The organism is Bacillus sp. FSL K6-3458, assembly GCF_038005045.1.
Lineage (GTDB): Bacteria > Bacillota > Bacilli > Bacillales > Bacillaceae > Bacillus > Bacillus altitudinis.
In genome coordinates, this window is sequence record NZ_JBBOSI010000001.1 from 417146 (window position 1) to 443943 (window position 26798).

Sequence of the window (26798 nt, forward strand, 5' to 3'; positions counted from 1 at the left end):
AAAGTTTCTGAAAATAAAATGTTTTTCGACTTAAGTATATTGGAATATGCTAGAATTAGATATTATTTATTACCAAATTAGGGAGGAACCAATATGAAAAAAGGGAAATGGACGAGCATCGCACTAACAGCTGTCCTCAGTTTAGGCACATTGACAGCTTTCAGCACCCCTCTATCTGCCCACACCTCAGAAAAGTCAACATCCTCAGATGGTGGTCATTATTCAGGTATTCCATTCGACGCAAGTGTTGTCAATGAAGACCGCCTCATCAAAGCCTTGAAAAAACAAGGAAAGATCAAAAAGAATGCCAATGAGGCAGAAACCCAAAAAGCATTAAAGAACTACTTAAAGAAAAAAGAAGAAGCAGCGATGAAACAAAGCGCAAGTACCTTAACAGAAGAACCTGAATTCCTAAAAGAATACAAACAAAATGTACATAATAAACTAGCCAAAAAGAAAAAGTTAAAGAAGCATAAAGGAAAAGAAGGCAATCAAGTAAAGCCGGTGAAAAAGGAAAAATATAAAGGCGACGTCCGTAATGATAAAGTTTTGGTCTTATTAGTAGATTTTAAAGATTATAAGCATAATAGTATTAAAAAAGAAGAGACTGATATGTACTATGACAAGTACGATCAGCAGCACTACCAAGACATGCTTTTCGGAAAAAATGGCTACATCGGTCCAGATGGTAAAAGAAAAGTATCTATGAAGCAGTATTATGAAAAGCAGTCCGGTGGAAGCTACACGATTAGTGGAACAGTAGCTGGATGGTATACAGCCAAGCATGAAGCAGCATATTATGGCGGGAACGTACCAGACGAATCAGGCAGTGACGGCAGACCGCGCGAATTGGTGAAAGAAGCCCTCGAAGCAGCGGCAAAGGATCCAAACATTGACCTTGGTGAATATGATCAATGGGACCGCTATGATATGGATGGAGACGGTGTTTATAATGAGCCGGACGGTATCATTGACCACCTCATGGTTGTACACGCTGGCGTAGGTGAAGAAGCTGGCGGCGGACAGCTTGGCTCTGACGCGATTTGGTCGCATCGCTGGTCACTTGGTGATGTATTTGAGATTCCAAACACTGAATCAGAAGTGGGTCAAGGCGGAAAGTTAGGCGCTCTAGATTATACGATTGAGCCTGAAGATGGCGCAGCAGGCGTGTTCACACATGAATTTGGACATGATCTTGGTCTGCCTGATGAGTACGATACACAATACACAGGCAGAGGAGAGCCCGTTTCTTATTGGTCTATCATGTCAAGCGGAAGTTGGGCAGGTAAAGTACCTGGTACGGAACCAACAGGTTTTAGTCCATATGCAAAAGAAATGCTTCAAAACTTGCATGGCGGCAACTGGCTTTCTGGAAAAACCATTGATGGTAAGACATTAACAAAAAGCAAAACAGTTTTAATCGATGAAGCAGCAACAAAAGGAACCAACCATGATGCGGTTCGAGTCGATTTGCCAGATAAAGAGATTGTGGTCACTCAGCCTGCACAAGGGCAATATTCATACTTCAGCGGAACAGGTGACAATTTGAATGCTACCATGACGACATCAGGGATTGATTTGTCGAAGGGAAGCAAAGCCGAGCTTACGTTTAAAGCATGGTACGATATCGAAGAAGATTATGACTATGCGTATGTAGAAGTTCGTGAAACTGGGACAGACAAATGGACAACCATTGCTGGTAATATTACGAATGATCGAAATGAGGCAGGAGCGAATGAAGGCAATGGCATCGATGGAAAATCAGATGGATGGGTAGATGCATCTTTTGACCTTTCTGCTTATGCAGGGAAGAAGATCGATCTGCAATTCCGCTATACAACCGATGCAGGATATTCACTGCCAGGTTTATTTGTAGATGATCTAAAGATTACAGCAGATGGAGCAAAAGTGTGGTCAGATGATGCCGAGGGAACGTCCACGTTCACTTTTAATGGATTCTCTCAATCTAATGGAAAACAATATGCCGCTCAGTATTATTTACTAGAATGGCGCTCTTATGCTGATGTCGATAAAGGCTTAAAGCATATCAAACGAGGAGCAAGTCTGATGAGCTATAATAACGGTTTGGTCGTGTGGTACGTCGATCAATCGTACAGTGATAACTGGGTTGGAAAACATCCAGGGAACGGCTTCCTTGGAGTCGTAGATGCAGATCAACAAGTGTTGAAATGGAGTGACGGCTCTATTGCAGCGACAGGTTTCCAAGTACATGATGCAGCATTCTCTTTGAATCCAAGCACGAAGCTGAATATTGATTATACAGCGACAACAGGCTTAACCTTAGAGGATCGCTATATCCGCCCAACGCGTACATTTAGTGATAAAAAGAACTATGTGAATCCAAATAACCCGGATGCAGGACGTGATGTGCCAACATACGGCCTATCCTTTAAAGTCGTCGGACAAAGTAAGGACCGTTCTGTTGGAAAGGTATTAATTTCTAAAAGCAACTAAACAAAAAGCCGGATTCTATCCATGAATCCGGCTTTTTGATACGTTAAGACATGGATTTTTAGCGTATGACTCGTCTTTGATCGAATGTTTGTTCTTTTTTATTTTGATATCCGAATGAAACCATTATATAATAGAGATTGGAAGGTTTTTCTTTCATTCAATGTTCTTTTTAGTTGTTAAAAAACCAAGAAAGGATGAGCGTTACCAATGAGTTGTGTCACTGCCAAGCAATTAAAGGTGATTCGAGGGACGATGCAGACTTTTTGCAGCCATTTAGAGTATGATGGCCACGGTAAGCTTCATATTAATACCATCATGGCTTTTATTAAAAAGGAATTTGGTGTAAGAAAAATGAAAGACATTCCACAAAGTCGTTTTCATGAGGCGTTAGAGCTAATCCAAGACTTTGATTTATACACGGACAAAATACAAATACGAGACCGTCTATCAGAAAGGAATTCACTAAATTGAATATTTTAGCAATGATTTTAGTAGGAATTGTCGCTTTAGAGCACATTGTCATCATGTTACTAGAAATGTTTTTTATGGAATCAAAAATGGCGAAAAGATCTTTCAATCTGCCTGAACACTTACAAAAGGATCCAAATGTGAAAGTGATGTTTGCTAATCAAGGGCTATACAATGGCTTTCTAGCTGCTGGACTCATTTGGGGGCTCATTCTTGGTTCGAATACCGTAGGATATATGATTCAGCTATTTTTCGTTCTTTGTGTGTTCATCGCAGCAGTATTTGGCGGTGTGACGTCTAATAAATCGATTATCATCAAACAAGGGTTACCAGCGTTTCTTGCATTAATTGCACTTATCCTGGCTATATAATCCTATCAGCGTGATAGAAAACCTTTGCAGTTTAGGAAGGACGAGCATCGGAGTGAATTTGACATTGGTGAGCACCGAAGCGCAGGACTGACACTGAATGCGAGGGGTTTGTCTACACGGTAAAGCCGCCCTAGAGGGCGGCTTTTATCTTTTACGCATTCCCATCAAACGAATAATGGACGTAAGACAAAGGGCAACAGCGACAGCCAATATGATTTTTCCATACATGACGCCCGTAAGATTCATTAAAAAGACAGCCAATATGATACAGAGCGTGATGATAATCATCACAATCGAATAGGTTTTCATCTCTTTTTCCACTCCTTTTAAATTCCCTCTAGCGCAAGAGGTCTGTCAATTGTTTCTCATATTATATCATTTCATCACAATTTTACATGAAATTCCCTGTCAATAGAATGTGACAGAATGATTAGATTTGAAGTGAGGCTATATTTTTTAAAAAATCGGGTATAACATAAAGAGTTGTATCCAAGTCTGATTGCTTGATGTTTAATTGTGCAAAATATAAAATAGTCACATGATAAATAGAAAGGATGATAAAGTTGAGCAAGAACGTTTTATTAGTATCAACAAGCAGCTCAGAAATGAACGGACACCCAACAGGCTTATGGCTAGAAGAATTGGCCGAGCCATTTCATATTTTTAAAGAAAATGGACTCAACGTGCAAATTGTTTCAATAAAAGGTGGAACAGTACCGATCGATAAAAATTCAATTCCTGAAGGAGTTCCAGCACAATATCAAGATGTGTATGAATTACTTCAAGACACAAAGGCACTGACCGATGTAAACCCAGCTGAGTATGATGGCATTTTCTTTGCTGGAGGACATGGCCCAATGATCGACTTTGCGTCCAATCAATTGGTTGCCGATGCGATCTTAGCGATTTCAGACAAAAATGGAGCCGTTGGGGCAGTTTGCCATGGCGTTTCTGCCTTTGTTGATGTGAAGGATCGTGATGGAAAATCATTTATCGACGGCAAGAAAATAACAGGATTCACAAATGAGGAAGAGGATGCTGTTCAATTGACATCTAAAGTTCCATTTTTATTGGAAACAAAACTTCGCGAGCAAGGGGCAGCATTTGAAAAAGGCGATGCATTTGCGCCATTCGCCGTTGTAGACGGACAAATCATTACTGGACAAAATCCAGGATCAAGTGCAGAAACAGCACGTTTATTTGTCAAAACCATTGCATAAATCATCAAATAAACCAGTCGTGACTCATACGGCTGGTTTTTTGTTATAAAAATTTCCTAAAAAGTCCAAAACAAGTATTAGAAAAATGGTAAAATAATCACAGGGTAAAAAACCCAAATTAGGGAAAAGGGGATGTTCCTGTGAGAGCAATTTATGTCAAAATCACCGCCGCCTTACTGTCTATTTTATTGGTCACAACAGGTTTATTTTCACCAGCAATCAAAGCAGAAGATGCACCAAAATCAAGTGAAAAAGTATCGCCATTGACTGAAAAAGCCATTCAGCAAGTGCAAGAGTCGTTTGAAAAGCAGGATAAAGGGACTGCGGTTCAACAGAAGGAAGTAAAAAAATCATTTAAAGTAGATAAGAAAAAGGGAATAAGTATTAAACGAAAAGCGGCTGCAGATGGAAAGATGCGCACGTCTGCCGTTCGCTCTATTGATGGACTAGCCATTAATCAATCGGCAGTTTTAAACGAGGAAGATCCAGTTGATTTATGGTTCTTAAGTACATCGTCCCCTCAGGCGCTCATCAGCCGGATTATCTCTCCAAATGCTGATTATTTCGTTCAGTTATTTGTTATTGATTATGAAGAAGGACAAGCTTATCCAACGGATCTGATTCAACCGGCAGGCAGTCTGCTTGCGTTAAGCAATTTACCAGCGGGTGATTATGCGTTTGGTATTACTAGCGGTGGAGACTTTGGAGACTCATATACATTACAGGTGAATGCAAAAAACCCACCAAATTTCACAGGTGCTGAATCCCTGTCATCAACATTGCAATACTTTGTTGCTTCGTATGCCAATGGGGATGTTTTCGCAAATGGTACAAAAGTATATAACAAACAATCTAAGACCGCTGATTATAAATGGGAGCGTGTATTTTATTTCTCATATGATGGAAAATATCAACAGAGAACGCATTCTGTTGACAGTGTAAAAGTGAAGAGTATTTCGGCACCAGTATCGTACTCTGCTCCATACGCGAGTTCCTCTGAGGCCATTCTTGTCTACTTAGATGTGGAGACATTATTTATGTATCATGAATCATCGTTTGCTAGTGGGCAGTACTACCATAGCAGCTTTGTTGATACTCTCGGAAAGACAACGCCAAGGCGTTTAGACATTGATGACCTGACAAATTACGGCGATCATATTTTGGCTGTTGATTTAAAGACAGGAAAGCCAATTGATTTCTTCAGTGTCCTTAATTTCTACTATGCAGCAGGGATCGAGAAGCTGCCAACGATCAATACATTGAATTAAGATCGGCGGTTGACATCAAATCGCCACATGTGTAGAGTAAAGATAATTAAATGACAAAAGTCCACTAGGGGAGTCATGTATGACTGAGACAAGAGGAAATCTTGGACCCTTTGAACCTGATCTAGTTTGTACTAGCGGAGGGAAGTGGAGCTGGACCTTGTCTTATTCATGATTGAATCGATAAGAAGGCCGCTCCATTTGGGGTGGCTTTTTCATTTATTCAACTGTAAAAGAGGAGGCTTTTTTTATGACATTTTCAACCCAATTAAGGCAAGAAGCAGAACCATTATTTGAAGCGATTTATCAGCATCCGTTTGTGAGAGGACTCGCAGCAGGAGAACTCGAAAAGGAACAGATCATTCATTATGTCAAACAGGATGCAGAATATTTAAATGCCTTTATTAAAATTTATGCGGCAGCCATCAGCAGATGTACAGACAGAGAGGACATTACCTTTTTCCATCAACAAATGGCTTTTGTCCTTGATAGTGAGACACATCCTCATCAAAACCTTTGCCGAGTGGCAGGTGTCGCTTATGATGAACTGCAAGGTGCGTCTTTGGCGCCAAGTGCCCATCACTATATTCATCACATGCTGCAAGTCGCAAAGGAAGGGACGCTAGGAGAAATCATTGCGGTTTTGCTCCCTTGCCCTTGGACCTATTGGGAAATAGGCAAACGAATGCTTAAAGATGTTGAGCCCGATCCTGCCCATCCATTCTATGAGTGGATCACGTTTTATGGCGGGTTAACGGACTCTGTTACAGTGGAGCTTTGCAAACGGCTTGATCAGTGGGCGGAAGGAGCAAGTGAGAAGGAAAAGGAGAAAATGAAACAGCACTTCATCTTAAGCTGTCAGCTTGAGTATAAATTCTGGGAAATGGCCTTTACTGTCGAAGAGTGGCCTGTCCAAATGGAGGTGCATTCTTCATGACATGGAAGATGAAAGAAGTCGTTCTTGCTGTCATTTTATCAGTGGCATGCGGAGTTATCTATTTAGGGTGGTCGACTCTTTATTTACCGATTACAGCCCTTGTCGGTCCAGCAGGAGGCAACATCATGTTCGGAATTTGGGTCATTGCCAGTCCAATCGTTGCTTACATTATCCAAAAGCCTGGTGCTGCCCTCATCGCAGAAACAGCTGCCGCTGCCGTGGAATTACTGACAGGCAGCCACTTCGGTCTTTCTGCGCTTTTGATTGGTGTATGCCAAGGACTTGGAGCAGAAATCGCCTTCGCTCTTTTTGGCTATAAGCGATATCGCATGTGGACACTCATGTTGTCTGGTGCCTTTGCAGCAGTAGGGGCAATGGCATATAGCCTCATTGCCAATGGATTCGGCTATTACACGCCTCAAGTGTTACTCATGACACTTGTCACTCAAGTCATCAGCGGTATGTTACTCGGCGGTTGCTTGGCAAAGGTTGTGGTGGATGCTTTATCTAAAACGGGTGTGCTGAATCAATATGCCATCATGAAAGAAAAACGAAGTAAGGGTGACCAGCATGGATTCATTTCTCGCGTGCAGTAATCTCACTGTCCGTTTTTATGAACAGCCGAATCCCGTTCTTCATCAAGTATCTCTTTCTATTCAAAAGGGGGAAAAGGTGCTGATATTAGGACCAAGTGGAAGCGGGAAATCTACGCTGATTTCTGTGCTTGCTGGCATTATTCCAGAGCATATGGAAGCTGAAGTACAGGGAGAAGTGATGCGGCAAAGGCATACTGGTGTCATGTTTCAAGACCCAGATTCGCAGTTTTGTATGCACCGAGTCAATGAAGAAATTGCGTTTAGCTTAGAGAATCGATCTGTCCCTCGAGAACAAATGGATGACATGATTCAGCATCTCATGAAAAAGGTACAGCTGGATGTCGACCCAAATACAGATATTCATACCTTATCTGGCGGAATGAAGCAGCGGTTGGCGCTTGCATGTTTACTAGCATTAGAGCCAGATGTCCTGTTCTTTGATGAACCGACAGCACAGCTTGATCCAGCAGGAAGAATGGAGATATTTCAATTACTTCAGCAGCTTTCGGCTGAACAGAATCAGACGATGATTTTTGTGGAGCATGTGTTAGACGGTGTCATCGAGTGGATGGATCGGGTGATCTTATTAGATCATCAAGGCCGTATCATAGCAGATGGAACGCCAAAAGACGTGATGAACACATTTGAGGGAGAAATGAAAGAGGCCGGCATTTGGCGTCCGAAAATATTTCCCGAGAAATGGTCCAATGTCTTACAAGATCCGTTTCATCCACTGAGTCAAACACTCTTGCAAACCTTTGAGGCGAGAAAAGAACGTCATGAGAAATTGTCATCAACAGATCGAGAGGTCATTATTCGCACAGATCATCTACAATTAAGCTACGGGAAAAAAAGCATTATAGATGACCTGCACCTTAATATAAAAGCAGGAGATTGGGTTGCGATCATCGGTGAAAATGGCAGCGGAAAAAGTACGTTTCTTAAACATGTCATCCGTTTAGAACCAATAAAGAAAGGTCACATTTTCTTAAAAGGAAAACACCTGAAAAAGTGGTCTGACCGAACATTATATGAAAAAGCAGGCTTTGTATTTCAAAATCCAGAACTTCAATTTATACAGGACACAGTGTTTGATGAAATCGCATTTGGTGGGAGACAGCGAAATTGGCCAGAGCCTGTTGTGCAAGAAAAAACGAATCAGCTATTGGTAGAGTTCGGCCTAGAGAAGCATAGAGATGCGCATCCTTTCACCTTAAGCTTAGGACAAAAAAGAAGATTAAGTGTTGCCACGATGCTTCTTTTTGATCAGGATGTACTCATTTTAGATGAGCCGACCTTCGGGCAGGATGAGAAAACGGCGAGGGAGTTAATCCGGCGTTTAAAAGAACGTCAACGACAAGGCACCACTATTATCATGGTCACACATGATATGGAACTCGTTGATGAGTGCGCTGATCAGGTGCTTGTTTTTCATCAAGGGGAGCATGTTTATGATGGTACGCCTTTTGATTTATTTTCTCATCAGGAACTTGTCACTTCCTGTGAGCTGAGAGTGCCGTTACATTATCGCTATATGGCTGAAAGAAAGGAAGTGATGACGATTGCAAAGTAATCACTCCTTTCTATCCACTGTAAATCCAGTCATGAAATTACTCGCCCATCTCCTTGCGATGTGCTGTCTGATGGCGATTTCTGATCCTAAAACGACGTTCATCATCTGGCTGTTTGCACTTGGAATTGGACTTGTCCTAGGCGGCTGGAATTTGAAATTCCTCATCACCAGACTTGTACCTTATCTGCTCTTTTTCATTCTCGTGTTTTGGATGATCGCGGCCTTTGGCAAGGGAGATCATACAGTTTGGAAGTGGGCATGGTTTCATATCACAGAGGAGAGTTTAAGAAATGGGCTGACCATTTCTTTTAGAATGCTTGGGTTTGTGACATTTGGTCTCCTTTTTACATCAACAACTGATTTGACGGCCTTTATGATGAGCTTAATCCATCAATGCCGAATGTCACCCAAATGGGCATATGGGATGCTGGCAGGCTTCCGGTTTATCCCGTTGTTTCAAAGTGAATTGAAGCAAATGAAGGCTGCACATAAAATTAGAGGTTACAAGCAAAAAAACAGTTGGAAAGCCTTTATACGTTATGCACTCCCTCTTTTCACGCAAGGCGTACGGAAATCTGAACGACTAGCCATTGCGATGGAAGCAAGAGGCTTCACAGGGACGAGGGAGAGAACGTATTATCATGTCATCAGCACGTCATGGATCGACTGCATGTATCTTTTTTTCATCGTCATTAGTGTGTTGATATGCATCTTCTTCTTTTAAAAACAGCCACATTCTCTTGATAGAATGTGGCTGTTTTATATATCTTAGGTCATTTGGTTGATATTAGTACACATTGCAGGCTGTAATAGATCATATAAAGAACCGATAAAGAGAGTGTACTGAGAAAAAGAGAGGATGAACGTGAGCGAATGTCACAGAGAATTGATAACATAATAGACGCTTTACCAATCGTTGGACTAGCTATGAGAGAGCAGCTAACCTTTTCTGTATTAGGGAAAGAGAAGGTTCTTTATTATCAGCAGCACGGGAACATTGACTTAGGGTTTAAAGCTGGGGATGTTGTAGCTCCCGGGTTCCAAAACTTTTCAATGTTGAAAAATGGGAGAGAGCCATCGTTTATCCAGATTCCTAAAGAGGTGTACGGAATTCCTATGGACATCGTCGCCGTCCCGATTAAAGATGACAATGGTCAAGTGATCGCTGCCTTCTGTGTAGCATATGACCAAACGAATCAACAACGATTAGAACACATTATGACGGAAAGTAACGATGCTTCCGAAAAACTAGTCGCGATGGTACAGCAAGTGGCTGCACATTCAGAGGAACTACAAGCGACAAGTGAACAAATTCTACAAAATACAAAAACCACTGTCGAAAATTCCTCTAAAATCAACCAAGTGTCTAATCTCATCAAAGGTATCTCTGATCAAACGAACTTACTTGGACTCAATGCATCCATTGAGGCTGCAAGAGTAGGTGAAGCAGGAGCAGGCTTTGGGGTGGTTGCTACAGAAGTGAGAAAGCTGTCTACTCACGCGAAGCAAGCAACGACTGATATTGAAACAGCGCTAAAAGATGTGCAAGGCTCTATCAAAGGAATGGAAGAAGAAATAGCACAAATCGTGGCTTCTTCTGAACATCAAGCAGAACTCGTTGGCACTTTCACAAAAATTATTGAGGGGCTGCACGAAACGAACGAAACGATGAAATCATTGGCAACAGACTTAGTGAATTATCAAGTGAAATAAATAAACGAATCACCAAACCTCCAGCCGTATCGGAGGTTTTTTAACGTGTTAAAGTGAGTTTTTTGTCACGATATTGACGGGTTTTTCACTGACAGGGAAGTTACACTTCTGTATGATAGAAAAAGAGAGACCTGTTTTGATCATTAGACCTATTCATAAGGAGGAAGACCATCTTGACACAATCAGCAAAGCTGCAAGAAGTACTTGCGCCTTACCGTCCATTGCTAGATCAAACCGAAAAACCACTGATTCAATTACAGATAAAACAAAAAAAAACAGGACCATATGACAGCAAAATAGCAGGTGATCCTTATTTCCCAAAAAACGACGAATATCCCGTTGATGGAGAAGGCCATCCTATGAAGCTGCTGGCACAAATCAATTTCGGCCAGCTGCCAAAGCTGAAAGATTACCCAGAAACAGGACTTTTGCAAGTGTTTATTTCTGTACATGATGATCTTTATGGGATGAATATTGACCAAAAAACAGAGCAAAAAGATTTTTCGATCAAATTTATTGAGGAACCTTTCTTAGCTGAAGAAGACTTATTGACTGATTTTTCATTCGTGAAAATTCCTGACGATTTTTATTTTCCAGTTACGAAGGAAGGTGCAATTACAGGTGAATTATCAAGCGAAACGATCAGTGTAGGAGATTTCCGCTTTGAAAAAGTCACAGGAAAGCAAAGCTGGGATCTATTCGAAGATGCTGTTGGTATTGATGGTGATGAAGCAGATCAATTGCTAGATGAATTTTATGAGACAGCAAGTGGTTTTGGCCATAAAGTTGGCGGATACCCAGGTTTTACACAAGAAGACCCGCGTACCTATGTAGACCAAGAACATACTGTGCTATTATTGCAAATTGACTCAGATGATGAAGTGGACATGTTGTGGGGAGACTGCGGCATTGCTAACTTTTTTATCAAACCAGAAGACCTCAAACGAAAACATTTCGAAAATGTCGTCTATAACTGGGATTGCTCCTAATTTTGTAAAAAACACTCTTTTTGAAGAGTGTTTTTTGTCTATTTTTAGCCTTTTTGCCCCTAAATCGTCATTTCTGAGAGGTAATATGTCATTCTTTCTAGTTGACCGTATCAAAAAAAAATGTAAAATCATCTTAAAGTCCTCTTTTTTGAAAATAATAATAAAATGACATATCAATCAACAATTAAATGCTCGAAAAAGCGGAATGTACTGGGGGGGATCAATTGATCATTTCGAAAGTAATCAACAATAATGTGGTCAGTGCGTATGATGACGAGCAGCATGAGCTGGTCATTATGGGCAGAGGGATTGCGTTTCAAAAGAAAAGCGGAGACCCGATTGACGAAGAACGTATCGAAAAAGTATTTTCCATTCAAAATAAAGATATATCAGAAAAATTCAAAACCCTGCTTTATGATATTCCGATCGAGTATATGCAAGTGTGTGAGGCAATTATCGATCACGCGAGAACGACCCTTAACAAAAATTTAAATGACAGCATCTATGTCACGTTAACGGATCATATTACCTTTGCTATTGAACGTCATCAAAAAGGAATGGACATTAAAAATGCCTTGCTTTGGGAAATCAAACGGCTGTACAAAGAGGAATTCATGTGTGGTGTAGAAGCGATTCGGATCATACAGGACAAGCTCAACATCCATCTTCCCGAGGATGAAGCAGGCTTTATTGCGATGCATATTGTCAATGCAGAACTGAATGAGGAAATGCCGAATGTCATTCAAATTACAAAACTGATTCAAGATATTTTGAACATCGTAAAGTATCATTTCCAAATTGATTTGGACGAAGAATCATTAAACTATTTCCGTTTTGTCACGCATTTGAAGTTTTTTGGACAGCGTCTGTTTAACGAAACACAAATGGAAAATCAAAATGAGTTTCTGTATGAAGTCGTAAAAGAAAAAAATACAGCCGCTTTTCAATGTGCGGAGAAAATTAATGACTATGTTCAAAAAGAATACAACCGAAGTCTCATAGAAGATGAGATGTTATACTTAACTTTACACATCGATCGAGTCATAAAAAGAAAATAAATCAAAAAGAAAGCGTTGACATATCAAAATTAACATGCTAATTTATAACTATAAACTCAATAACCCACAATCTTTTAGGATTGTTACTGGTCAAGCAGGCAAAACCTAAATCATTGTCCCTATCTTTGATAAGGCATGATTTAGGTTTTTTTGTATCTAAAGGCTTATAAAAATGAATAACGATCAATCGCTATGAAGGATTGTTACTGGTTAAGCAGGCAAAACCTAAATATCGATTAATGTCTGAATCGCTATTTTTCGGGCATTAATGGATGTTTAGGTTTTTTCTATATCAAGATGAAATCAACGATTGGAGGGTAACACAATGAACCACAAACAAACAGCAAAAGAAGTTCTAGAGCTTGTCGGCGGTGAAAAGAATGTAAAGCAAGTCACGCACTGTATGACAAGGCTCCGCTTCAACCTATACGATGAAAGCAAAGCGGATAAAGAGAAGCTGCAATCAACAGACGGCGTCATGGGTGTGAATCAAAGCGGCGGTCAATACCATGTCATTATTGGCAACGACGTATCAAACGTCTATCAAGCAATGATTGCTGATTCTGGGTTATCAACAGATGTAAAGTCAGGCGATTCAGAAGAAGCATCAAAACAAAATGTGATTTCAAAGCTTTTCGATTTTATCTCTGGTGTCTTCACACCGATTCTTCCAGCCATCGCTGGAGCTGGTATGATCAAAGGGATCTTGGCATTAATGCTGACGTTCCAATGGATCTCAGATAAAAGCAGCACATATGCGATTTTAACAGCTATCGGAGACGGAGCCTTTTACTTCTTACCGATTCTGCTTGCTGTAAGCGTAGCTAAAAAAATTGGCACAAATCAGTATATCGCCGCTGCCATTGCAGCAGCCGCACTGCACCCGCAGCTCACTGCTTTACTAGGTGCAGGAAATACAGAATTTCTAGGCTTGCCAGTGGTTGCCGTTGTGTACTCTTCATCGGTGATTCCAATTCTACTCACGATCTGGCTCGGCTCATATGTTGAAAGATTCGCGGAAAAATATAGTCCGAAATCACTAAAAATCATTCTTGTTCCAACAGTTACACTTCTTGTCGTGGTACCAGTTATGCTCATCGCGGTTGGACCGCTTGGTGGGATTATCGGAAATGGCCTTTCAGGTGGAATTGATTTATTGTTCAAACATGCAGGTATTTTGGCCGGACTCTTAATCGGTGGCTTTATGTCACCATTGATCATTACGGGCATGCACTATGCACTACTTCCAATCATGATCAACAACATTACATTAAACGGTTTTGACTTCATTCTTCCAATGATGTTTGTAGCGAATATGGCACAAGCAGGCGCAGCATTCGGTGTCTTCTTAAGATCAAAAAACAAAACATTCAAATCATTGGCGATGTCTACAAGTATCACTGCGTTAATGGGTATTACTGAACCTGCTATGTATGGTGTGAACATGCGATTGAAAAAACCGTTCCTTGCAGCCCTCATTGGTGCAGCAGCAGGCGGCGTGTTCATGTCTATCTTCAAAGTAAAGTCATATGTGATATCAGGATCAGCAGGTCTTCCAGGTCTCCCAACGTTCATTGGACCGACATTTGTTTACTCCATCATTGGATTAGTGATCGGCTTTGTTGTAGCAACCATCATGACACTTGTTCTAGGGTTCAAAGATGTACCAGTGAAAGATGATACAAAAGCAGACAAACCAGAAGAAAAGAAAGACACAGTAGCGCTTCAAAATGAAGTGGTACAAAGCCCGCTTGAAGGTCAACTAAAGCCGCTCAGTCAAGTAAATGATGCAACATTCTCTAATGAAATCATGGGTAAAGGAACAGCCATTGTCCCAACAGTTGGACGTGTAGTAGCCCCGTTCAACGGCAAGGTTGAAACCATTTTCCAAACGAAACATGCCATTGGTTTAAAGAGTGATCAAGGCACAGAGCTTCTCATCCATGTGGGGATTGATACAGTAAAACTTGGCGGTAAACATTTCACAAGTCATGTGCAGTCAGGTGATCTCGTTCAAGCAGGAGATCTGCTAGTTGAATTTGATATCAAGGGCATTCAGCAAGATGGCTATGATGTAACAACGCCAATTATCGTCACCAACACAAATGATTATGCACAAGTTAATGCGAAAACAGATGGGGCGATTACAGTAAAAGAGACATTGCTTACAGTCAGTGTAGAAGAAAATGAGGAGGGCATTCAACATGACCAATTTAGAAAGAACATTTCCTAAAGGTTTCTTATGGGGCGGCGCAGTAGCCGCCAACCAAATTGAAGGCGCTTATAACAAAGATGGAAAAGGCTTATCGACAGCGGATGTATCACCACACGGTATTATGCACCCATTCGATGAATCAATGAAAGACCTTAACTTATATCATGATGCGATCGACTTCTATCATCGCTACAAAGAAGATATTGCCCTGTTTGCAGAAATGGGATTCAAGTGCTTCAGACTATCCATTTCTTGGCCACGTATTTTCCCAAATGGCGACGATGCGGAACCGAATGAAGCGGGCCTCGCTTTCTATGAAAAAGTATTTGATGAACTGCATAAGCATGGAATTGAGCCAGTTGTCACGATCTCTCACTATGAAATGCCACTTGCACTTGTGAAAAACTACGGCGGATGGAGAAACCGTAAGCTTGTGGGTCTTTATGAAACATACGCTAAAACATTGTTCACTCGCTTTAAAGATAAAGTGAAATATTGGATGACCTTCAATGAAATTAACGTCGTCTTACATGCTCCATTCACAGGGGGCGGCCTTGTATTTGAAGAAGGCGAAGACGAGAAAAGCATACAATATCAAGCAGCGCATCACCAATTTGTTGCAAGTGCTCTAGCTGTTAAAGCAGGACACGAAATCATTCCAGATGCGAAAATCGGTTGTATGATTGCAGCGATGACCACATATCCGTACAGCTCAAGACCTGAAGATATGTTTGCTGCGATTGATCAAGATCGTAAAACATTGTTCTTCTCAGATGTACAGGCGAGAGGCTATTACCCTGGATACATGAAACGTTATTTCCTGGAAAATAACATCAACATTGAATTCCAAGACGGTGACGAAGACATTCTAAGAAACCATACAGTCGACTATATCGGCTTTAGCTATTATATGAGTTTTGTGACAAGTACAGATCCAGAGGTTCTTGGACAAGTGACTGGTGGTAACCTATTTGAAGGCGTGAAAAACCCTTATCTAGAAGCAAGTGATTGGGGCTGGCAAATTGATCCAAAAGGACTTCGTACAACACTAAACCAACTATATGACCGCTACCAAAAACCATTGTTTATCGTAGAAAATGGATTGGGTGCTGTGGATCAAGTAGAAGAAGACGGCTCCATTCAAGACGATTACCGAATTGATTACCTCAGAAGTCATTTGCTTGAGGCAAGAGAAGCGATCGCAGACGGCGTTGATCTGATCGGCTACACAAGCTGGGGCCCAATTGATCTTGTCAGTGCATCAACAGCTGAAATGAAAAAACGCTACGGCTTCATTTATGTCGACCGTGACAATGAAGGCAACGGTACATTAGATCGAAAGAAAAAGAAAAGCTTTGATTGGTATAAACAAGTGATCGCGACAAATGGAAAGCATTTAGACGCATAAATAGAGAAAATATTGTTTGGTTTCTTTGAGAACTCATGGTGTCATAAAACGATGAAAACAATTTGAATCGAGGCATTATCATTCTTTAGGTGTCACTTTGGAATGATAATGCTTTTTGTTTTATGAAAAAGACAAAATTGTACAAAAAATAAACCACACTTTAAATTTTTGCGTGGTTCAAATAAATCATATGATCTTTCGAATATATTTATTTATGCTTTTGAAGAAGAGCTTTGATCTTCAAAAAGTGGTTTTAATTCGATAATATCAAGTAATACTGATTCTTCAAGTCTTTCTTTTATATCTCTAAAGTCTTGATTATTTTGAGATAAAATATCTTTTATGGATTTGATACCATTGATTTTACTTAAAAAAGTAAACCATTCATAATCATCGCGTGAATCAACAAGGTATTCAATGCTATTATTAATAGTGATATATAATAAGTTATCCTCTTGTAAAGGCATTAAAACATCTATGTTTTCTTTTAGTATTGGAACGTGTAATGTATTAATCGTGAGAGCTTCGTCTTGGTTTAAGTTTAACTTGTGTGTATTTATTCTTGGTGGAATACTAATTTGATTCGTGTCCTTAACTTTTACAGATAAATCACTAGACATTTGTTCTAACATTCCCATGTTGATTAATCGTGTTAAGAACTCAATATTTTCTAAGTCGTGATGATTTTCAATGGTTTTTGCAAGTTGATAGATGGAATCTATATTAACAAAATTATTTTTATTAAAAGCATAATCAATTATTTCATAATTATTCTTCTTTATGATATTTAAAATTAAATGTCTAGTAGACTTAACCCCTTTTCCGTAAAAAAATGGAACTTTAGGTCTCTTCGCTAATGTTTCGGGAATGTCTGTATATTTTAGTAGACCTTCTCTAAGTATGTTTTTATCAAAAAAAAGATCGGCATACTTATTTTCTTCAACACCAAGTGTTAGTTCAATGAGATTGTGGTCTAAGAAAGGAACCCTATTCTCTATATGGTTACCAGCAGCAATTCTGTCTTCCAGCCAGCAGTTATACATCTGAATATCTCTATATTTGGAATAAACATAGTTTAAGTAAGGATTATTTTTGGTGTTAAAAAAGTTATTTTTTAATAAATTTCCTTGAAATAAATTATCCCATGTATTAATTGGGTCGTTCAGTAAATTCATTTCTTTGTTTTTATCCAAAATCTTTAACGATTGCATGAAAGTGGGCCAGGCTGGATCTCTTTCAGAAAAAAGTTGGCTATATCCTCCATTGAATTCATCACTACCTTGACCAGTTAATATAACTTTTATATTTGGATTGGAGTGTTTTGCGAATTTATGGAGATGATATTTATAGAGTTGCTCGGCACTACAATAAGGGCTCTCACATAACCATAAAAGAGATTTCCAATCATCGATACTATAGTCCATAGTATCCTCATTAAAATCAGCAAAATGTTCATTAAAATGATAATGTTGTGCAGCTTTTAAAGCATACTCTGCATCCCCGTTAACAATGGTACTTCTACTTACAACAGAAAAGCTGTTGATCTCTATATGTTTTGCTGCAAAATGCCCTATTGACACAGAATCAATACCACCACTTAAAAATAGACCTATATCTACATCACTCATTAAACATTTTCTTGAAGAAGAGTCTAAAAGATCTATATATTTCTCTATGATTTTATTTTTGGATAGGTGATGTATAGGAATTTTGGTGATGTTCCAGTATTCTTTTGTATTCACTGTTTTATTTCTGAGGTTCACTTCGATGTAATGTCCACCTGGTATATTTTCAATCCCCGAAAAAAAGCTCCCCACGGGCGTTATATTATTTGAAACATGCCCAGCTAACCAAGAATCACTTAAAGCTTCCATCCAATTAAATGTGCGTGGACAATCAGGATATTGCAATAAAGCTTTGATTTCTGATGCAAAGATAATACGTTCTCCCGTAAAGTTATAAAACAAAGGTTTAATACCAAACCTATCTTTTATAAGATAAAGCTTCTGTTGAACTTTATCTAGAATAGTGATTGCAAACATTCCATTTAAAAAATTCAAGAAATTTATTCCATAATCTTCATATAAGTATAATGCTATTTCACAGTCTGACCTGCTGCGGAAAGCTCGTTTTCTTTTTAGTTTGCTTTTTAGATCATGATGATTGTATATCTCACCATTAACCATGACAATAATAGATTCGTCATGATTAGCAAAGGGCTGATCACCATGAGTAATATCATTTATGGCAAGTCTACAAAATCCGAATGCTTCTCTTCCATTTATATGATAAAAATCTCCATCTGGGCCTCTGTAATTGATTTCTTCCAACATGTTTTTCATAGAAAGGACTTCATGTGAAGTAACATCATAATGAAATTTAACCAATCCAACTATTCCGCACATAAATGATCATTCCTTATTATTAAGTTGAATTTCTCCATTATTATCTACTATTTTTCGTCTGTTTATTTTCGCTTCTATAATTACAATAAGCATTGAGCAGAGAAAGAAAACAGTAGAGGTGACACCAATCATCTGATATCCAGATACTGATATTTCTGTATTCGTTGTTGATTGTACGATTGGAGCAAACAAGACACCCGCTACGCTTGCGGTGGTAAATTGAACCATCTGAAATAACCCCATATAGGTTCCTGTTTCAGTTTTTGGCGAAGAAGTTAAGGCTACTTTATTTTGAGCTGGCAGAACCATTACAGCACCGATACCACCTATAATGAACACCAAGATAAAATATACATAATGAAAAGAGTTTTCACCGGGGAGAATGCATCCAATACTATATATTGATAATAAAGTTAGACCAAATATCATTGTTTTATTTAGTGACTTATCCACGCGTCTCCCACCCCAAGCACCTAGTGAAATCATCACAATAGGGCTTGCAAGTAATACCATGCCTACTACACTGGCTTCATAGCCTTGAGACATCCTAAAATAAATTGGGGTAAAAGTAGCAATAGCATTTATGGATAAGAAAATAAAAAAACCTCTGAGCGCATTGATCAAAAATGGCCTATTACTCCATAAATTTTGGGGGATGATTTTAGTTTGGACTTTATTGGAAAATTCAACATACAAAAATGAAGCAAGACTTGTAAAACCAAATAAAATCCAAATGTCACTTTCACTAATAAATATTGCTTGAATGGATATAAATGTTAAAAGTAAGCTTAAAGTTCCTACTATAGGTAAATTTCCAAAAATAAATTTAGTTGATTTTTCAATATTAGGAACTAGCATTAACCCTAGAGCAAGTGCTATCAATCCAATGAGCCCTAGTAACAAAAATATCATTTGCCATTTCATACTCTGTATAATCAAACCGCCTAACGATGGACCTAACAGGGCTGATGCGGCCATCACTGACCCTTGTAATCCGAATGCCCAACCAATTTTATCTTCACTAAATATGCTTCTAATAAGCACAGCTTGTACTGGAACAATCATAGCATCAGCTAACCCTTGAAAAGATTGCCCTACCAAGAACATTCCCCAGCTAGATGAAAAAGCACTAAGCAAACAAGAAATAGTGAATAAACTTAATCCTATTAAAAACATTTTTTTTACATTAGTCATTTTAGCCATTATGCCAAAAAAGGGCATGAAAACTCCGAAGAAAGACCAAAAAACGATGTTTCTCCACTGTACGACTTCATAATCAATATTATAAAATTGAACTAACTCAGGATAGGCTATAAATAACATGGTAGTACTCATCGAACTAGCAAATACTCCTAGTGAAATCGCAATAACAATCAATCTGCTTTTTATAGTCATCGTATCAACCTTTTTTCAAATTCTAATTCATCTTTGACATTTATTCCGTAATTTCCTATAGAGGGAATTGTCGGCTTAAGCATTCTTGCTTTATCAATTGCACCGATATAGATGTTTTTGAAAGAATATCCCTTCCTTTGATAAAACCTAATGGCATTTAAGTTATCATTACTAGTGATTAAATTAATAGATTGTATATTTTGTGTTTTTAGATGTTGTTCTAACTCAAAAAGCAATTTACTGCCAACCCCATGGTACTTTTCTAGAGCCTCTAAAGTCAGGATTTCCGCCTCTTCTTTGAATATTTTGTAAACTAATATTCCTACTATAGTATCTCCACGTTTAGCCAACATAATGTTTTCATTTAAAACATTATAAGTTGTCCCTTTAGACACCATAGTCGTTCCACCCCAATGTTCATTGAAAAAACATGTTAACCACGAAAAGTCTTTTGAACTTGGCTGAGTTACTGTCAATTCTTCTGAAAGAGAACATTTTTTTGAAAGCTGGATATGAGCTATTTCGTTGTCAGTCGCTTGATCCTTAGAAAAATTGATTGAGATACCTAGTTTTTCGGCGTTTATTTGAGCAAGTTTTTGTGCGTAGTTCGAAAAATCTTCAGGGTCAATACCAAAATAAAAAAAACTTTCAGGTGGATTCTTTTTGTACCACAATTTGCTACTGATGACATATTCGTTTTGTTTTGTTTCAGTTATGTTGATATCATCATATAATAGTGCTCTTCCTTCAATAAACTCTACGACAAATTCATCTAATTTGTTTTGAGTAAATAAACGGTTTTTTTCTTGAAAATATCCTATTGCACTTAATTTACTGTGAATCCAATTAATTAAATCATCCTCGTTTAGTTCATGATCTCTTGCTAGTGCAATTAGCATTGCAATGTAATTAACGATTGTTTTGCTTCTCTTAGTTGAAATGTTTTTATAGATGTTTTCTAGAATATCATCATTCAGTTTATTCATTTTACATATACAACTTCCTTTTCAATTAATTGTTTACTCAATGCTTGCAGGTCTTCGATACATGTTTGAACATCTGTATCATATTCTTCAGCAATTTCCGTTACTATTGAAATAAACTCTCTTTGCCCGTCAATTCGTTCATAAAAATCAGCTGCGACTTGATTTAGGGACATGCCCGGTTCGATAATGATACCTTTTAAGTACTTTCTTGTAACATTATCAGGATTTTTTACGAGAATTGTATTATTTTCCATTGTGATTCCCTCCATTCTTTTTTTCTATAACAAGGTACCAAGATTGTGGCTTTGGCTCGTTTGTATCAGTACTTGTTGGAATATCTCCAATTTCATCAATAACTTCCATAAACTCTTCAATAGAGAACTCTAAAGGTTGGATTGAATAATTTGAAATACCTGCGCGTGTAAGCATTTCACCTATATGTTTTTCAGTGTAGCTTTCTAGGAAGGCTTCCTCTAAAATACTTATATACTTTGGGTCTATTTGTTTTTTCAGGCTATTCAAAGAAAGTAATGATATAGGGTGAGTATCAATAATGATGATTTTACCCCCTGGTTTTAGCACTCTATAGCACTCTTTTAATCCCTTTACTGGCTCTACCCAATGATGTAGACATGAGTAAGAAACTAGTGCATCAATCGACTCATTTGCATACGTTAATGCATGAACATCTTGTAATTCAAAGATCACGTTTTTTTTATTAAGACATGTATTTATTTGATTTTGTGCTAGTTCTAACATTGTTTTATTAATGTCAGTAGCATAGATAGTCGCATTTGAATTGTCACATAAATAATGTGTTAAATAACCGGGGCCAGTTCCCATATCAACAATGGTCTCTTCAGTACCTGAAAGGGTATGATTTAAGATTTTATTACCTATCAAGGGATATATGTATAGTTGATTTTCTTTGACAAAATCATTATATAAATAACATTCATCATGAGTCAGCAAAGATTGTACACTCCTTTCATAAAGTGTTAGGGTATGAAAAACCAGTTATTAATGTCCACCAGCAACAACTACATTACGAATCTCAACGAGACGTGGGGTTTTATAAACTTTTTTCATGTGATTCACCTCCTTTATTGTTCTTTTCTAAAAGGGTTTTGTTGGATTAATGTCCACCAGCAACAACTACATTACGAATCTCAATAAGACGTGGAGTTTTATAAACTTTTTTCATGTGATTCACCTCTTTTACTGTCCTTTTAAAGGGTTTTATTGGATTAATGTCCACCAGCAACAACTACATTACGAATTTCAATAAGACGTGGAGTTTTATAAACTTTTTTCATGTAACATTCCTCCTATATATGACTTAAATTTCTAATTCATACCCTAACAAAAGTGATAATAGCATATTATTTATATTTTTTTCAATATTTAAACAATGATTTTTTTGACAAATTTTTATGTTTATAAAGTAATAGTGATGAGTAGATCGATGCTGCAAATAGAGTGAGAGTTTGTTGAAAAGAAATTGGAGAAATAAGAAAGATGTCTAGAATCATGGGTTATTTTAATCTTGAGAGGCGTTTATGGTTTTAGAGGGTTGTATATCCACTAAATTTGAATTCTAAATGGAATAGGATAATCTTTTAGGTTTGTGATGATTATGTGTACTAACAATCGTATAGGAATAACACCTTTAATATCCATTTGTGCATAGGTCTTTTAAATGTAATTCTGTCGTTCCTTGTATATATATTATTTTTATTGATATCTCTTGAACATCTATTTGTTTTTATCTGAATGTTATGATTACTAGTTGAAATTGAATTTTCTTTTTGTATAATTATATTTGAAAATATGAGCATAGGAGGTAAATAATGAGAACAACAAGTGGCAACATATTAGATGACGTTTTAAACGAGATGAGTTCTGATGAGTTTTTAAATGAATATTGGCCAAATCATTTTTTACATAACAAAGGAAATTTAGAACGGTTTTTTTCAGTTCCTGGAATCGAAAATATATCCAGTTTAGAGAATATTCTAAAGATATATAAAAATCCAGTAATGGTTGTTGGAGATGCAATAATTGAGGAGACAGGGGGGATCCTTAACAAATTTTTAGTTCCACCTGAAGAGGCAATGAGTTGGTATGAAAGAGGAGCTGCCTTAGAATTTGATTTCACAGATATATTTATACCAGAGCTTCGTGAATCTATTAGTAAACTAAGGTCACTTTTAGGCTTGCCTGAGGGAACAATGGCAAAAGCAGTATTGTACGCTGCTAAAGAATCAGCTGGATTTTCAGCACATTTTGATGCGTATTGCAATTTCATTTTTCAACTTAAAGGGAAAAAGAAATGGAAGTTGGCTGAAAATTTTAATACAGTGAATCCACTTCAACATTATGAATTAATTGAGGCTCCTCATTTGCCAGATCCATTAAAGTCGTATTGGAATGGTGATTTTCCTGATGAAAATTTATCTAATGGAAGGGAATTGATTTTGGATACGGGATCATTTTTATTTCTTCCAAGAGGTTGTTGGCATTCAACTAGTTCTTCTGAAGAAACCATTGCATTAAACTTTACCTTCGGTCAGCCAGCTTGGCTAGATCTAATTTTAATAGAATTAAGGAATCGATTGATTCAAAAAGACGAATGGAGAGAACTCGTTAATATTGATCTTTTGGATGAAAATGAACGAAAAAAGGTAGAAGAAAAATTAAAATCAATGATAAATAATTTGCCAAACGATTTCAAGGGAATTTCAGTAGGGGATATACTGGCAAGAAAGAAAGATGACTTAGATGTATATCAATCTACACAACTTGTTGTAAGACAACTTATGAGTATAAAAGATGGTTTTTAAGAAGATAACTTATATTCATTATCTTCTTAACTCTACTATAGAAGTATGACGATTAAACTTAATATAATGTTGATAGAGATGACAAAAAATAAAGAACCGCCAAAAAAGCGGTTCTTTATTATGACGGTAAGCTTTTTCTGCAGATTTCCGCCTATTTCCACACTTGATCCGCAATCTCAATCACATGACGCAGCTTTTCCCATTGCTGTTCTTCTGTTAACAAATTGCCTTCCTCTGTTGAGGCGAATCCACATTGTGGGCTCAAACAGATTTGGTTGATGTCCACATATTGTGCCGCTTCCTCGATTCTTCTTTTGATCTGATCAACGGGTTCAAGTTCCCCATACTTTGAAGTGACAAGACCTAGTACGATTTGAAGGTTTGGATTTTTCACATAACGAAGGGGTTCGAATCCGCCAGAACGGTCATCGTCGAATTCTAAGAAGAGACCATCCAAATCCAGATCCGCAAAAATCGTTTCTGCCGCTGCCTCATAACCACCTTCGGCTGCCCAAGTTGATTTAAAGTTACCACGGCAAATGTGCATAGTGATCACTAAATCATCTGGTCGATCGGCAACCGCTTCATTGATTGTTTTCGCAAACGATTCACGCAGTTCATCTTCCTCGCGGCCAAAAGCTTTGATTTGTTCATGTCCTTTTTCAGAAAAGAACACAGCCCAAGCTGTATCATCTAGCTGTAAGTAACGGCAGCCTGCATCATAAAAAGCACGGATGGCTTTTTTATAAGCTTGTGCCACGTCATGGTGAAAATCATCTAAGCTGTCGTACACACCTTCTTCAAGCTTTCCACGGAAAAAGAGCATATTCGGACTTGGAATCGTCATTTTAGCCGTATGATCACCCGCGATGCTGTGAAGGAAGCGATAATCCTCCAGCATTGGATGATCAGTAAAATCAATCTTACCTGTTACTTTGATGCCTCTCGCTTTTGTCGTCGTATTGTGGAATTGAATGCCTTGGTCTGCTTCAAATCCTTCGACCCCATCTAGCCCTTCTAGAAAGTCAAAATGCCACCATGCACGTCTGAATTCTCCATCTGTGACAACCTCTAATCCAATTTCTTTTTGCTTCTCTACAATACGAGTGATTTCTTCGTTTTCAATTTGTCTGAGCTGTTCTTTTGTCAGTGTACCGTCTGCTTTTTGCTTGCGGGCTTCTTTGATGCGTTCAGAACGAAGTAAACTCCCTACTTGATCTGCGCGAAATGGCGGCTTTGTTGTTTTCTTACCAATGGTTTGTACTTGTGTCATGCTGAATCCCTTCTTTCTTCAGGTTATAAATCAAATAAAAAAGCTCTTCCTTGGATAAGGAAGAGCATCATATACTGTGAGATCTCTGCCTTATCTTCAAACAAGCATCAGCTTGCTTAAGGAATTAGCACCATTCTGTTCCTAGGAACAGCGGTTGCCGGGTTTCACAGGGCCAGTCCCTCCACCACTCTTAATAAGGTTACCTTTGATTCAATTTTCTTAATAAACACAATTATTCAATCTTTTCGAGAAAAAGTCAATGGTTTTTCCTATTTATTTTCCTACATAAACAAATCAGCGACGAGAACACCAGCTAATCCAACAAGTGATAGAACAGTCACCATTAATGTCCAAGTTTTAAAAGTTTGGGCCATCGACAGATTAAAGTATTCTTTGTAAATCCAGAAACCTGCATCATTCACATGAGAGAATGTTATACTGCCGGCGCCTGTTGCAATCACCATTAATTCTGGGCTGACTCCCGTCAAACCAATTAGCGGTGCAGAAATGCCAGCTGCTGTGAGACCCGCGACAGTTGCTGACCCTAAAGAGACACGAAGGACAGCTGCAATCAGCCAAGTGAGGAGCAGAGGAGACAGTGTGCTTCCTTGCATAATCCCTGCAATGTATTGATCAACGCCGCTGTCAATGAGCACCTGTTTAAAGGCGCCGCCGCCTGCAATGATCAATAGAATCATCGCAATGGAGCCAATTGAATCCGTAATCGACTTCATGACGTCCTGCATGCTCTTTCCTCTGCCAAGACCAAATGTGTAGATGGCAAGCAGCACAGAGATTAATAGGGCAATCGCCGGCTCACCTAAAAACTCAGCCGCCGGTAGCAGCGGGGAGGACGGGAAGAAAATTTCTAAACATGCTCTGAATGTCATGAGCAATACAGGTAAAATAGCGGTGAAAATACTAATGCCGAAGCTTGGCATTTCCTCTTCTGTAAATTCCTTTGGATTAAACAAGTCCTTTGGAATGTGTGCATGCAGTTGATCTTTCTTAAATAGTTTCGTAAACAGAAGTCCGCCTACTAAAACAGCAGGAATGGCTAAAATAATTCCAACCAATAAGGTTTGTCCCATGTTGGCTTGAAATACATTGGCAATGGCTGTCGGCCCTGGATGAGGAGGGAGGAAGCCATGTGTTGTAATGAGTGCAGCGACGAGCGGCATTCCCACATACAACACAGGAAGTCTTGCGGCTTGAGCAATGGTAAAGACTAATGGAATAAGAATAATGAATCCGGTTTCATAAAATAGAGCAATTCCGATAACAAATCCAGTCAGCATCGTCGCCCATTGGATTTTCCCGATACCAAAGCGGTCGATGAGTGTCATGGCAATACGTTGAGCACCGCCAGAATCAGCCATCAATTTACCAAGCATCGCTCCAAAGCCAAGAACCAACGCCAGATGGCCGAGTGTACTTCCAAGCCCTTTTTCGACTGAAGCAATCGCTTCAAGTGGTGACATGCCTTCTAAAACGGCAACGATTAAAGAGACAATAATCAACGAAATGAAAGCGTTTAACTTAAAGACAACCATGAGTAAAAGTAATAACAAAACGCCAAGTCCGATAAAAACTAACGACATGATCTTT

22 protein-coding genes, 1 pseudogene and 2 riboswitches are annotated in these 26798 nt (G+C 38.6%); of the genes and pseudogenes, 15 read left to right on the forward strand and 8 right to left on the reverse strand.

The features are described from left to right. Positions 1 to 93 precede the first annotated feature (93 nt). The 3 genes from MHH23_RS02210 to MHH23_RS02220 all read left to right on the forward strand — a co-directional run bounded on the left by MHH23_RS02210 (position 94) and on the right by MHH23_RS02220 (position 3314). The gene (locus MHH23_RS02210) at positions 94 to 2475 is read left to right on the forward strand and encodes an immune inhibitor A domain-containing protein (RefSeq protein ID WP_100324611.1); all 2382 of its coding nucleotides are present in this window, start codon (positions 94 to 96) and stop codon (positions 2473 to 2475) included. A 207-nt stretch (positions 2476 to 2682) separates the two neighbouring features. Beyond that, positions 2683 to 2946, forward strand: coding sequence for an ORF6C domain-containing protein (locus MHH23_RS02215; RefSeq protein WP_008345710.1), 264 nt, complete (start codon positions 2683 to 2685; stop codon positions 2944 to 2946). Then, positions 2943 to 3314 carry a DUF1304 domain-containing protein gene (locus MHH23_RS02220; RefSeq protein WP_007498006.1) on the forward strand — a complete coding sequence of 124 codons (372 nt, stop codon included), beginning with the start codon at positions 2943 to 2945 and terminating at the stop codon, positions 3312 to 3314. The genes MHH23_RS02215 and MHH23_RS02220 overlap by 4 nt, the downstream gene beginning before the upstream one ends. A 144-nt stretch (positions 3315 to 3458) precedes the next feature. On the opposite strand, the pseudogene MHH23_RS02225 reads toward MHH23_RS02220, so the two are convergent. Next, a pseudogene (locus tag MHH23_RS02225) lies at positions 3459 to 3650 on the reverse strand (hypothetical protein); the annotation flags it as partial. Between the two features lie 227 nt (positions 3651 to 3877). Here MHH23_RS02225 and MHH23_RS02230 point away from each other — a divergent pair. The 11 genes from MHH23_RS02230 to MHH23_RS02280 all read left to right on the forward strand — a co-directional run bounded on the left by MHH23_RS02230 (position 3878) and on the right by MHH23_RS02280 (position 16288). Next, complete coding sequence (locus MHH23_RS02230; RefSeq protein WP_017358640.1) at positions 3878 to 4534, forward strand: type 1 glutamine amidotransferase domain-containing protein; 657 nt, start codon at positions 3878 to 3880, stop codon at positions 4532 to 4534. A gap of 140 nt (positions 4535 to 4674) precedes the next feature. Next, positions 4675 to 5802: a hypothetical protein gene (locus MHH23_RS02235; RefSeq protein WP_340958796.1), complete on the forward strand. Its 1128-nt coding sequence runs from the start codon at positions 4675 to 4677 to the stop codon at positions 5800 to 5802. Between the two features lie 56 nt (positions 5803 to 5858). Next, a riboswitch (TPP riboswitch) is annotated at positions 5859 to 5962 on the forward strand. A gap of 87 nt (positions 5963 to 6049) precedes the next feature. Next, a complete protein-coding gene (tenA, locus tag MHH23_RS02240) occupies positions 6050 to 6736 on the forward strand; it encodes a thiaminase II (protein ID WP_160757848.1) in 687 nt (228 codons plus the stop codon). Further along, positions 6733 to 7332, forward strand: a complete 600-nt coding sequence (locus MHH23_RS02245; protein WP_019743666.1) for an ECF transporter S component — start codon at positions 6733 to 6735, stop codon at positions 7330 to 7332. Before tenA ends, MHH23_RS02245 begins: the two co-directional genes overlap by 4 nt. Next, positions 7307 to 8905, forward strand: coding sequence for an ABC transporter ATP-binding protein (locus tag MHH23_RS02250; protein WP_340958798.1), 1599 nt, complete (start codon positions 7307 to 7309; stop codon positions 8903 to 8905). Before MHH23_RS02245 ends, MHH23_RS02250 begins: the two co-directional genes overlap by 26 nt. Beyond that, complete coding sequence (locus tag MHH23_RS02255; RefSeq protein WP_340958799.1) at positions 8895 to 9629, forward strand: energy-coupling factor transporter transmembrane component T family protein; 735 nt, start codon at positions 8895 to 8897, stop codon at positions 9627 to 9629. The genes MHH23_RS02250 and MHH23_RS02255 overlap by 11 nt, the downstream gene beginning before the upstream one ends. 533 nt (positions 9630 to 10162) lie before the next feature. After that, on the forward strand, positions 10163 to 10618 hold the full coding sequence (locus MHH23_RS20105) for a methyl-accepting chemotaxis protein (protein ID WP_255201823.1): 456 nt from the start codon (positions 10163 to 10165) through the stop codon (positions 10616 to 10618). A 173-nt stretch (positions 10619 to 10791) separates the two neighbouring features. Continuing rightward, positions 10792 to 11607: a YwqG family protein gene (locus tag MHH23_RS02265; protein ID WP_340958801.1), complete on the forward strand. Its 816-nt coding sequence runs from the start codon at positions 10792 to 10794 to the stop codon at positions 11605 to 11607. A gap of 224 nt (positions 11608 to 11831) precedes the next feature. Continuing rightward, positions 11832 to 12665, forward strand: a complete 834-nt coding sequence (licT, locus tag MHH23_RS02270) for a BglG family transcription antiterminator LicT (RefSeq protein WP_017368351.1) — start codon at positions 11832 to 11834, stop codon at positions 12663 to 12665. Positions 12666 to 12990: 325 nt separating this feature from the next. Continuing rightward, positions 12991 to 14898, forward strand: coding sequence for a beta-glucoside-specific PTS transporter subunit IIABC (locus MHH23_RS02275; protein ID WP_335364641.1), 1908 nt, complete (start codon positions 12991 to 12993; stop codon positions 14896 to 14898). After that, positions 14870 to 16288 carry a glycoside hydrolase family 1 protein gene (locus tag MHH23_RS02280; RefSeq protein WP_340958802.1) on the forward strand — a complete coding sequence of 473 codons (1419 nt, stop codon included), beginning with the start codon at positions 14870 to 14872 and terminating at the stop codon, positions 16286 to 16288. The genes MHH23_RS02275 and MHH23_RS02280 overlap by 29 nt, the downstream gene beginning before the upstream one ends. A 212-nt stretch (positions 16289 to 16500) precedes the next feature. Here the strand turns inward: MHH23_RS02280 and asnB are convergent, their stop codons facing one another. From asnB to MHH23_RS02305, 5 genes are read right to left on the reverse strand one after another with little or no spacing between them, the layout of a single operon-like run. Continuing rightward, positions 16501 to 18693 (reverse strand): asparagine synthase (glutamine-hydrolyzing), encoded by a 2193-nt coding sequence (gene asnB / locus MHH23_RS02285; RefSeq protein ID WP_268430365.1) that lies wholly within the window; start codon positions 18691 to 18693, stop codon positions 16501 to 16503. Between the two features lie 6 nt (positions 18694 to 18699). Beyond that, entirely contained in the window at positions 18700 to 20088 is a 1389-nt protein-coding gene (locus MHH23_RS02290) for an MFS transporter (protein WP_340958803.1), read from the reverse strand. Further along, positions 20085 to 21074, reverse strand: a complete 990-nt coding sequence (locus MHH23_RS02295) for a GNAT family N-acetyltransferase (RefSeq protein WP_268430367.1) — start codon at positions 21072 to 21074, stop codon at positions 20085 to 20087. Before MHH23_RS02295 ends, MHH23_RS02290 begins: the two co-directional genes overlap by 4 nt. Further along, positions 21071 to 21328 carry a PqqD family protein gene (locus MHH23_RS02300; protein WP_019743657.1) on the reverse strand — a complete coding sequence of 86 codons (258 nt, stop codon included), beginning with the start codon at positions 21326 to 21328 and terminating at the stop codon, positions 21071 to 21073. The genes MHH23_RS02295 and MHH23_RS02300 overlap by 4 nt, the downstream gene beginning before the upstream one ends. Then, positions 21318 to 22046, reverse strand: coding sequence for a class I SAM-dependent methyltransferase (locus tag MHH23_RS02305; RefSeq protein WP_340958805.1), 729 nt, complete (start codon positions 22044 to 22046; stop codon positions 21318 to 21320). The genes MHH23_RS02300 and MHH23_RS02305 overlap by 11 nt, the downstream gene beginning before the upstream one ends. An 878-nt stretch (positions 22047 to 22924) precedes the next feature. Here MHH23_RS02305 and MHH23_RS02310 point away from each other — a divergent pair. After that, positions 22925 to 23917 carry a JmjC domain-containing protein gene (locus MHH23_RS02310; RefSeq protein ID WP_226650549.1) on the forward strand — a complete coding sequence of 331 codons (993 nt, stop codon included), beginning with the start codon at positions 22925 to 22927 and terminating at the stop codon, positions 23915 to 23917. A gap of 151 nt (positions 23918 to 24068) precedes the next feature. Here the strand turns inward: MHH23_RS02310 and MHH23_RS02315 are convergent, their stop codons facing one another. Together MHH23_RS02315 and MHH23_RS02320 are read right to left on the reverse strand one after the other, a co-directional pair. Then, on the reverse strand, positions 24069 to 25190 hold the full coding sequence (locus tag MHH23_RS02315) for a 5-methyltetrahydropteroyltriglutamate--homocysteine S-methyltransferase (RefSeq protein WP_340958808.1): 1122 nt from the start codon (positions 25188 to 25190) through the stop codon (positions 24069 to 24071). An 87-nt stretch (positions 25191 to 25277) separates the two neighbouring features. Continuing rightward, positions 25278 to 25390, reverse strand: a riboswitch (SAM riboswitch). An 81-nt stretch (positions 25391 to 25471) separates the two neighbouring features. Continuing rightward, entirely contained in the window at positions 25472 to 26791 is a 1320-nt protein-coding gene (locus tag MHH23_RS02320; RefSeq protein ID WP_008345676.1) for a gluconate:H+ symporter, read from the reverse strand. Between the last annotated feature and the right edge of the window lie 7 nt (positions 26792 to 26798).